We start from the raw sequence: 9632 nt of genomic DNA, 5'->3' as shown, positions 1-9632 counted from the left end.
GCCCGCCGGGGTTCCGGCGGGCCGCCCCTCGGGCCCTCGCGTCAGGTCACGGCAGGTCGAGCACCTGGGCCCGGCGGTCCGCCGGGTTGAGGTGGTAGAGCAGCAGGAGCCGGGAGCCGTCGCCGGGCGCGCGGTGCACGTCGAGGAAGGTGCCGGGGCCCGCCGGGGTGACCATCGCGGCCGGACCGGCGAGGCCGGCCCGCACGGTGAGGGCCGGGTGCAGGACATCCAGCGGGACGGTCGGGCGGGTGCCGCGCAGGCCGATCGAGGAGAAGGAGTCGGCCGGGTCGGGCGTGCCGGAGGCGGCCACGCCGGTCCAGACCCCGTACCGGACGGTGCTGTGGCCGGGCCCGACGCCGGGCAGGGCGCCCAGCCGGACCGGGAGCACCACCACGTCGCTGTCCAGCAGTTCGGTGTCGGTGTCGCCCCAGCGGGCGTTCAGCGGCTGGACGTCGAGTTCGGCGCCGGTGCGGGCGTCCAGGGCCCGGGAGACCAGGACGTCGCTGCCGCGCAGCCGGTCGGCCTTGAGGATCACGTCGGTGACGCCGTCGCCGTCGGTGTCCAGCGACACCCGCACCCCGTACAGCCCGACCGGGGTGGCCGCCGGGGCCCACAGCCGGGCTCCCACGTACAGCAGGTCGGAGTCGGCGGCCGCGCCGACGGCCCGCAGGTCCGCGACCCGGTCGCCGGGGTGTTCGACGCAGAGTTCCTGGGGCGGCTCGGCCGACTCCCCGGCGTCCTCGGGCCGGACGCCCGCGCCGGGGCCGACGGCCTTGCCGTCGCCGGGTCGGCAGTCCGGCCAGCGGGCGCCCTCGCCGCCGAGGGCGAAGGCGCTGACCAGTCCGGGTGCCGCGCCCGGCGCGGCGCTGCCGCCGAGGGTGACCAGGGTGCCGTCCCGGGGGGTCCGGGCGGAGGCGGTGACGCCGAGGTCGCCGGTGGGGCGCGGGGCGGCGAACACCGGGACCCGCAGCTGCGGCAGGGCCTCGTCGGTGACCGGGCTGAGCAGCACGCGGCCGGACAGCTCGCCCCGGTAGCTGCGGGCCCGGCCGCCCTGCTCGGTGTCGATGGTCGGATCGGGCGCGCGCCCCAGCCGCCCCGGGACGGACAGCGTGACCCGCACCCGCGCGGTGCCGCCGGCCGGCACCTCCACCCGCGCCGGGCTCACCTCGAAGGCGGCGCCCGGCAGTTCGGTGGCGGCCGCGTAGCCGGTGCGGTAACTCAGCGGCGCGGACGCGTGGTTGGCCAGCTCGATCTCGCGGACCAGGGCCGTCGGCCCGCCGACCTCGACCGGCCCGTAGGAGACCCCGACGCCGCCCGGCGCCGCGCCCTCCCCCGCCGCGTAGGCCACCACCGGGGTGCGGACCGCTCCGTCGACCCTGGCCCGCCCGGCACCGGTGCGCTCGGGGCCGTAGACCGGCCCGCTGCGGTCGTCGCCGAGGTAGGTGTCCGTGCTGGTGTTCATCAGGGCGGCCTTGACCTGCTCGACCGGCCAGTCCGGGTGGGCGGCGCGGACCAGCGCGGCCAGTCCGGCGACGTGCGGGGTGGCCATCGAGGTGCCGTTCTCGCGCTGGCCGCCGGTGCCGCTGCCGACCAGGGCGGACCAGATGGTCTCCCCGGGGGCGGCGAGGTCGGGCTTGACCACGCCGGGCAGGCCGATGCCCCGGGAGGTGAAGTCGGTGAGGGTGTCGACCCGGGCCGGCTGGTTCTGCGCGACGGAGCCGTGCAGCGGATTGCCGGGCGCGGCGAGCCGGACCCGGACGTCGCCGTCGGCGGCGGCGGCGGCGGCCTTCACCAGCCGTTCGCCGTCCGCGCGGCCGAGCAGGACGGCCGGGATCCGGTCGTTGCCGGAGATCTCGGCCAGGTGGTCGCTGTCGGCGGCGTAGAGCGCGCCGATCGCCCCGGCGTCGGCGGCGTGGTCGGCCCGCGGGCCGGAGTTGCAGGCCCGGTCGGGGTCGCTGGTGTTCCAGGTGAGCACCGCGATCCGGCCCTTGAGGCGCTGCTTGTCGGCCGCGCTGAACTCGGCGCAGCCGTCCGCCTGGTCGGCGGGCACGGCGAGCCCGCCGGTCACCTCGGCGGTGCTCCAGCCCTGGTAGCGCTCGCTCCAGTGGCCGGGGACGACCCCGGCCTGCGCGGCGGGGGCGAGCACGGTGATGCCGTCCACGTCGGCGTGCCCGTGCACGGAGGCGGCGACGGTGACCGCCCGCACGGCCGTGCCGGGGCTGCCGCCGATGCCGTACACGTCGCCCTCGTTGCCGGCCGCCGCGACCACCACGGTGCCCAGTTCGGCGAGCCGGTCGACGGCCAGCGCGTCGGCGTCGTCGGGGCTGCCGAAGCGGCTGCCGAGCGACAGGTTGACCACGTCGAGCCGGTCGCCGAGGTCGCCGTCGCCGTTCGGGTCGGCGGCCACGTCGAGGGCCTGGGCGAGCCGGTCGGTGGAGCCGTCGCAGCCGAACACCCGGATCGCGTAGAGCTGCGCGCCGGGGGCGGCGCCGGGGCCGATCCGGAACGAGGCCGGGTCGAGCCCGGGCCGGTACGGGCCGGCGTACGGGTGGCCGTCGGCGGTGACGCCGTACCCGGCGGCCGTCCCGGCGACGTGGGTGCCGTGCCCGTTGCGCACGCAGTCCAGCGGGTTGTCGCTGGGGTGCGGCACCGGCTGGTGGTTGGGGGCGGCCGGGTCGGGGTTGTAGTCGTCGCCGACCAGGTCCTTGCCGCCGACCACCTTGGCGTTGGGGAACAGCGCGGCCGGGGCGGGCTTGCCGCGCTCGACGGAGCGGAAGGCCTCCTCGGTGCCGGGGCCGCCGAAGTCGGCGTGGGTGTAGTCGATGCCGCTGTCGATGATGCCGATCCGTACGCCCCGGCCGGTGTTCCCGTCCGGCGCCGCGTCACCGGACCAGACCTGGGGCGCTCCGGTCAGCGGGACGGAGTAGGCGTTGTCGCGCTGCTTGTTCACGATCGGGTGGACGGCCCGGACGCCGGGCAGCGCCCGCAGGGCGGGCAGCCGGTCGGCGGGGAGGCTGACCGCCAGGCCGGTGAGCAGGGTGCGGGTGCGGTAGAGCTCGCGGGCGGCGGGCGCCGACCGGTGGACGGCCCCGGAGAGCCGGTCGAGCGCGTCCCCGGCCCGGGAGCGCTGGGCGGCGCCCGCCCGGGCGGCCTCCCGGCGGACGGCGTCCGGCGAGCGCCGGGCCCGCCGGGCGCCGTCGGCGGCGCTGCGCCAGGCCGGTCCGGCCGCCTCGGTGTCGAGTTCGAGCAGGACGGAGGCCGTCCGGCCCGGTGGTCCGGCGCTGGGCGGTCCGGCGCTGGGCGGTCCGCCCGCGGCCGGGGTGGCGGCGAGCGCCGCTCCGGCGGCCAGCAGGACCAGGGTGAGGCCGATCCGGGCGACCGGTCGGCGGACGGGTGGCAGACGCACTGGCTGGCTCTCCCCCGGGAGGGGGACTGATCCGCACGCCGTGTCGCAGACGCCCGCCCACGCGGACGTCGATCACCCTTCCGGGGGCCCCAAATTAGGATGATCGCGATGACGGGCGCGAGTGCCTTCCCTCGAACGGGTCCGGTTCGCACCCGATGGAGTGACGCGGCGTCAGCCCGGTCGGCCCAGTAGGCCGATCAACGCCGATCGGCGGTCCGGTCGGCGGCACCGGCCGGCCACGGCCGCGCTCAGCTGTGCCCGGTGGCGCCGCCGTTGTCCCGGCGGTCCAGCGAGCGCTGCAGCGCGGCGGCGGCGAAGGGGTTCCGCTCGCTGGCCCGGCGGCGGCGCGGGGCGCGGACGGGGGTGGCGGCGGGGGCGGGGCTGGCGTGGCGGTCGGCGGTGGTGGGCATACCGGGCTCCTTGGAAGCGGCGCGCGGGCAAGCGCGGCAGGGGGTGGGAGAGGTACGCGCGGGGCAGGGGTCGCCTGCCCGTGGGGGCGCACGCGCACACGGGCCGCACACCCTGGCTACAGGGGCGGCACACCGTATGGCCCTTCCACGGTACGACCCCACCCCGGCCGTGTCTGCACGAATACTTGGATTTCCTAGTATCTGAGACGGCTGTCACCCGGGGGAACGCAGCAGGGCCCGGACCGCCGCTGGAACGACGGTCCGGGCCCTACTGTTCCGTCCGGGAGAAGCCCGGGGCCGATGCGAGGGTCAGCCCAGGTCGACCGAGCGCGCGAAGCGGGCGCCGATCTCGGCGGCGATCGCCGTCAGCACGTCCTGCGGGATCTCGCTGTCCACGGTGATCGAGGCGAGCGCGCTGCCGCCGTCCCGGGCGACCTGCATGCCCGCGATGTTGATGCCCGCGTCACCGAGGTGGCGGCCGAGCACGCCGACCACGCCGGGGCGGTCCTCGTACTTGAAGAAGGCCATGTGGTCGGTGAGCGCCACGTCGACGTCGAAGGTGTCCACGCCGACGATCTTCTGGGCCTGCTTGGGGCCGGCCAGCGTGCCGGAGATGGCGATCTCCTCGCCGTTGCCGAGCGTGCCGCGCACGGTGATCACGTTGCGGTGCTCGGCGCTCTCGCTGGAGGTGGTCAGCCGGACCTCGACGCCGCGCTCCTGGGCGAACAGCGGGGCGTTGACGTAGGACACCGTCTCCGCCACGACGTCCTCGAACACGCCCTTGAGCGCGGACAGTTCGAGCACCTTCACGTCGTGCTGGGTGATCTCGCCGCGGACCTCGACGTCCAGCCGGACGGCCACCTCGCCGGCCAGCGCGGTGAAGATCCGGCCGAGCTTCTCGGCCAGCGGCAGGCCCGGGCGCACGTCCTCGGCGATCACGCCGCCCTGGACGTTGACGGCGTCCGGTACCAGCTCGCCGGCCAGCGCCAGGCGCACCGACCTGGCGACCGCGATGCCGGCCTTCTCCTGCGCCTCGTCGGTGGAGGCGCCCAGGTGCGGGGTGGCGACCACGTTGTCGAAGGCGAACAGCGGGGAGTCGGTGCACGGCTCCTTGGCGTAGACGTCCAGGCCCGCGCCGGCCACCCGGCCCTCGCGCAGGGCGGCGGCGAGCGCCTCCTCGTCCACGATGCCGCCGCGGGCGGCGTTGACGATGCGCACGCTCGGCTTGACCTTGTGCAGCGCCTCGTCGCCGATCAGGCCGATCGTCTCGGGGGTCTTGGGGAGGTGGACGGTGATGAAGTCCGAGACCTCCAGCAGCTCCTCCAGCGAGACCAGCTTGACGCCCATCTGGGCGGCCCGGGCGGCCTGGATGTAGGGGTCGTACGCGACGATCTTCATCCCGAACGCGGACATCCGCTGGGCGACCAGGACGCCGATCCGGCCGAGGCCGACCACGCCGAGGGTCTTCTCGCTCAGCTCGACGCCGGTGTACTTGTTGCGCTTCCACTCGCCCTGCTTGAGCGCCGCGTTGGCCGGGGCGATGTTGCGGGCGACGGAGATCAGCAGGCCGCAGGCGAGCTCGGCGGCGGTGACGATGTTGGAGGTCGGCGCGTTCACGACCATCACGCCGGCCTTGGTGGCGGCGGCCACGTCCACGTTGTCCAGGCCGACGCCGGCCCGGGCGACCACCTTGAGCTTGCGGGCGACGGCCAGCGCCTCGGCGTCGACCTTGGTGGCGGAGCGGATCAGGATCGCGTCCACGTCGGCGATCGCGGTGAGCAGCTCGGTGCGGTCGGCGCCGTTGCAGTGGCGGATCTCGAAGTCGGGGCCGAGGGCGTCGACGGTGGCGGGCGACAGCTCTTCGGCGATCAGTACGACGGCGCTCTTGGAGGTCACAGTGCTCACGACAGTGTTGTCCTTAACTGTCCGGTTCCCCGGCGCACGTAGGTGGCGTGTGAGGGCGGGGAAGGTGGCATGGCCGCGTAGGTAGACGCACGACGCTGTGGGCCTGACGCGCACTCGGGAGTGTATCGACGGGCTGGGTACCAGGCTGCTCCCGTCCGGCGAAATCACCCGGACGAGAGCAGCCTACTTGTACAAGGAAGTTACAAAATATGGGACGAAAAGGCTCAGGCCTTCTCGTTGACCCAGCTCATCAGCGAGCGCAGCTTCTTGCCGGTGGTCTCCAGCAGGTGGTCCTCGTCGGCCTTCTTGTACTCGTTGTACTTGGGCAGACCCGCCTTGTACTCGGCGATCCAGGTCTTGGCGAAGGTGCCGTCCTGGATCTCGGCCAGGACCTTCTTCATCTCGGCCTTGGTGTCGGCGGTGATGATGCGCGGGCCGGTGACGTAGTCGCCCCACTCGGCGGTCTCGGAGACCGACCAGCGCATCTTCTCCAGGCCGCCCTCGTACATCAGGTCGACGATCAGCTTGAGCTCGTGCAGGCACTCGAAGTAGGCGATCTCCGGCTGGTAGCCGGCCTCGACCAGGGTCTCGAACCCGGCCTTCACCAGGGCGGCGGTGCCACCGCAGAGGACGGCCTGCTCACCGAACAGGTCGGTCTCGGTCTCCTCGGTGAAGGTGGTCTTGATGACGCCGGCCTTGGTGGCGCCCAGGCCCTTGGCGTAGGACAGCGCGAGGGCGAAGGCCTTGCCCGAGGCGTCCTGCTCGACCGCGACGATCGCGGGGACGCCGCGGCCCTCCTCGTACTGGCGGCGGACCAGGTGGCCCGGGCCCTTCGGGGCGACCATGCAGACGTCGACGTCCGCCGGGGGCTTGATGAAGCCGAAGCGGATGTTCAGGCCGTGCCCGAAGAACAGGGCGTCGCCCGCCTTCAGGTGCGGCGCGATGTCGGCCTCGTAGACGTCGGCCTGGATCGGGTCCGGCACCAGGATCATGATGACGTCGGCCTCGGCCGCGGCCTCGGCGGGGGTGACCACGCGCAGGCCGGCCTCCTCGGCCTTGGCGCGGGACTTGGACTCCGGCTTGAGGCCGACCCGGACGTCGGCGCCGGAGTCGCGCAGGGACAGCGCGTGGGCGTGGCCCTGGCTGCCGTAGCCGATGACCGCGACCTTGCGGCCCTGGATGATGGACAGGTCGGCGTCGTCTTCGTAGAACAGCTCGGCCACGGGGGCACATCTCCTTGCGTGTTGGTGCCGGGTACGCGGTTTCCTACCGTATGCGCACCCGGCGCGGTGCGGTCGTTTACTTCAGAAGGTGAGACAGCGCTGGGGTCAGGCGCTGCGGTCGAGGGCGCGCAGCGAGCGGTCCGTGATGGAACGCGCGCCGCGGCCGATGGCGACCAGGCCGGACTGGACCAACTCCTTGATGCCGTAAGGCTCCAGCATCCGGAGCATGGCCTCCAGCTTGTCCGAGCTGCCGGTGGCCTCGATGGTCACCGCTTCCGGCGACACGTCGACGGTCTTGGCACGGAACAGCTGGACGATCTCGACGATCTGCGACCGGGTCTCGTTGTCGGCGCGGACCTTCACCAGGACCAGTTCCCGCTGGATCGCAGCGGCCTGGTCGAGTTCGACGATCTTTATCACGTTCACGAGCTTGTTGAGCTGCTTGGTGACCTGTTCCAGCGGGAGGTCCTCGACGTTGACCACGATCGTCATCCGGGACACGTCCGGGTGCTCGGTCGGGCCGACGGCGAGGGAGTCGATGTTGAAGCCCCGACGGGAGAACAGCGCGGCGATGCGGGCGAGCACGCCGGGCTTGTTCTCGACCAGGACGGAGAGGGTGTGCTTGGACATGTGGTTCCTCAGTCGTTCCGGGGTGTCAGGGGCCGTCAGTCGAGATCGTCGCCGAAGTCGGGCCGGACGCCCTTGGCGAACTGGATCTCGTCGTTGCTGGTGCCGGCCGCGACCATCGGCCACACCATCGCGTCCTGGTGGACGATGAAGTCGATGACCACCGGGCGGTCGTTGATCTCCATCGCCTGCCGGATGACCGCGTCCAGGTCCTCGGGGCGCTCGCAGCGCAGGCCGACGCAGCCCATCGCCTCGGACAGCAGGACGAAGTCGGGGATCCGGGTGCCCTGGGCCGGCGGCGCGATGCCGTCGTGCTCCGGGCCGGAGTGCAGCACGGTGTTGGAGTAGCGCTGGTTGTAGAACAGCGTCTGCCACTGCCGGACCATGCCCAGCGAGCCGTTGTTGATGACCGCGACCTTGATCGGGATGTCGTTCAGGGCGCAGGTGACCAGCTCCTGGTTGGTCATCTGGAAGCAGCCGTCGCCGTCGATGGCCCAGACCGCGGACTCCGGGCGGCCCGCCTTCGCGCCCATCGCCGCCGGGACGGCGTAGCCCATGGTGCCGGCGCCGCCGGAGTTGAGCCAGGTACCGGGCTTCTCGAAGCGGATGTACTGCGAGCTCCACATCTGGTGCTGGCCGACGCCCGCCGCGTAGATCGCCTCCGGGCCGACCAGTTGGCCGATCCGCTCGATGACCTGCTGCGGGGAGAGCCGGCCGTCCGGGGCCGGCTCGAAGCCCAGCGGGTAGGTCTTCTTCCACTCGTCGAGCTTCTCCCACCACTCGGCGTAGTCGCCCTTGTGACCGGCGTCGAACTCGGCCTGGACGGCGACGATCAGGTCGGCCAGCACCTCACGGGCGTCGCCGACGATCGGCACGTCCGCCGGGCGGTTCTTGCCGATCTCGGCCGGGTCGATGTCCGCGTGCACGATCTTGGCGTACGGGGCGAAGCTGTCCAGCTTGCCGGTGACCCGGTCGTCGAAGCGGGCGCCGAGGGTGAACAGCAGGTCCGACTTCTGCAGCGCGGTGACGGCCGGGACGGAGCCGTGCATGCCGGGCATGCCCAGGTGCTGGGGGTGGCTGTCCGGGAAGGCGCCGAGCGCCATCAGGGTGGTGACGACCGGGGCGCCGGTCAGCTCGGCGAGGATCCGCAGCTCGGCGGTGGCGTTCGCCTTGAGCACGCCGCCGCCGACGTAGAGCACCGGGCGCTTGCTGCCGACCAGCAGCTTCGCGGCCTCGCGGATCTGCTTGGCGTGCGGCTTGGTGACCGGGCGGTAGCCGGGCAGCGCGGTCTCGACCGGCCAGCGGAAGGTGGTGGTGGCCTGGAGGGCGTCCTTGGCGATGTCGACCAGGACCGGGCCGGGGCGGCCGGTGGCGGCGATGTGGAAGGCCTCGGCGATCACCCGGGGGATCTCGGCCGGGTCGGTGACCAGGTAGTTGTGCTTGGTGATCGGCATCGTGATGCCGCAGATGTCCGCCTCCTGGAAGGCGTCGGTGCCGATCGCCTTGGAGGCGACCTGGCCGGTGATGGCGACGATCGGCACGGAGTCCATGTACGCGTCGGCGATCGGGGTGACCAGGTTGGTGGCACCGGGGCCGGAGGTGGCCATGCAGACCCCGACCCGGCCGGTGGCCTGGGCGTACCCGGTGGCGGCGTGACCGGCGCCCTGCTCGTGCCGGACCAGGATGTGGCGCACCTTGACCGAGTCCATCAGCGGGTCGTACGCGGGGAGGATGGCCCCGCCCGGGATGCCGAAGACGGTGTCGGCACCCACGGCCTCGAGCGAGCGGATGAGCGACTGGGCGCCGGTCATGGTCTCGGCGACGTGCTGGGGAGCCTGGGCGGCCGGGGTGTCCCCGCGGCGGGGGGATGCGGCGTGCTCGGTCATCTGCCTGTCTCTTCTCGGGTTTTGCCGACCCGGTGCTGCGGGCCCCGGTGCTGCGAGGGTGGGGTCCCGGTCCGGGCCGATCGCCGGCTCTGCCTCAATCGTCCCGCCGATTCCGACAAGTCGGACGCTTCGGGGCGGTCGGGGCCAGGGGTCTTGCGGATGGAACAGCGTCAGT

Annotated in this window: 6 protein-coding genes; all 6 read right to left on the bottom strand. The window is 73.3% G+C overall.

What is annotated here, in order from left to right; all coding sequences use genetic code 11:
- Positions 1 to 46: 46 nt before the first annotated feature.
- The 6 genes from ACFV8H_RS06275 to ACFV8H_RS06250 all read right to left on the bottom strand — a co-directional run bounded on the left by ACFV8H_RS06275 (position 47) and on the right by ACFV8H_RS06250 (position 9457).
- Positions 47 to 3406 carry a S8 family serine peptidase gene (locus ACFV8H_RS06275; RefSeq protein WP_380396905.1) on the bottom strand — a complete coding sequence of 1120 codons (3360 nt, stop codon included), beginning with the start codon at positions 3404 to 3406 and terminating at the stop codon, positions 47 to 49.
- 248 nt (positions 3407 to 3654) lie between these two features.
- On the bottom strand, positions 3655 to 3816 hold the full coding sequence (locus ACFV8H_RS06270; protein WP_380396903.1) for a hypothetical protein: 162 nt from the start codon (positions 3814 to 3816) through the stop codon (positions 3655 to 3657).
- 309 nt (positions 3817 to 4125) lie between these two features.
- Positions 4126 to 5712 (bottom strand): phosphoglycerate dehydrogenase, encoded by a 1587-nt coding sequence (gene serA, locus ACFV8H_RS06265; protein WP_375891560.1) that lies wholly within the window; start codon positions 5710 to 5712, stop codon positions 4126 to 4128.
- A 233-nt stretch (positions 5713 to 5945) separates the two neighbouring features.
- Complete coding sequence (ilvC, locus tag ACFV8H_RS06260; protein WP_380396901.1) at positions 5946 to 6944, bottom strand: ketol-acid reductoisomerase; 999 nt, start codon at positions 6942 to 6944, stop codon at positions 5946 to 5948.
- Between the two features lie 105 nt (positions 6945 to 7049).
- Positions 7050 to 7574: an acetolactate synthase small subunit gene (gene ilvN / locus ACFV8H_RS06255; RefSeq protein ID WP_097236150.1), complete on the bottom strand. Its 525-nt coding sequence runs from the start codon at positions 7572 to 7574 to the stop codon at positions 7050 to 7052.
- 35 nt (positions 7575 to 7609) lie between these two features.
- A complete protein-coding gene (locus ACFV8H_RS06250; protein ID WP_380396899.1) occupies positions 7610 to 9457 on the bottom strand; it encodes an acetolactate synthase large subunit in 1848 nt (615 codons plus the stop codon).
- Between the last annotated feature and the right edge of the window lie 175 nt (positions 9458 to 9632).

Source organism: Kitasatospora sp. NPDC059827, from assembly GCF_042731675.1.
In the GTDB taxonomy this organism is placed as follows: Bacteria; Actinomycetota; Actinomycetes; order Streptomycetales; family Streptomycetaceae; genus Kitasatospora.
This window is presented reverse-complemented; position numbering and strand designations above follow the sequence as displayed.

What these genes read in the sequence shown, in the direction of transcription:
- ACFV8H_RS06270 (WP_380396903.1), bottom strand. Translation starts at nt 3,816, where the DNA reads ATGCCCACCACCGCCGACCGCCACGCCAGCCCCGCCCCCGCCGCCACC.
- ilvN (WP_097236150.1), bottom strand. Translation starts at nt 7,574, where the DNA reads ATGTCCAAGCACACCCTCTCCGTCCTGGTCGAGAACAAGCCCGGCGTG.
- ACFV8H_RS06250 (WP_380396899.1), bottom strand. Translation starts at nt 9,457, where the DNA reads ATGACCGAGCACGCCGCATCCCCCCGCCGCGGGGACACCCCGGCCGCC.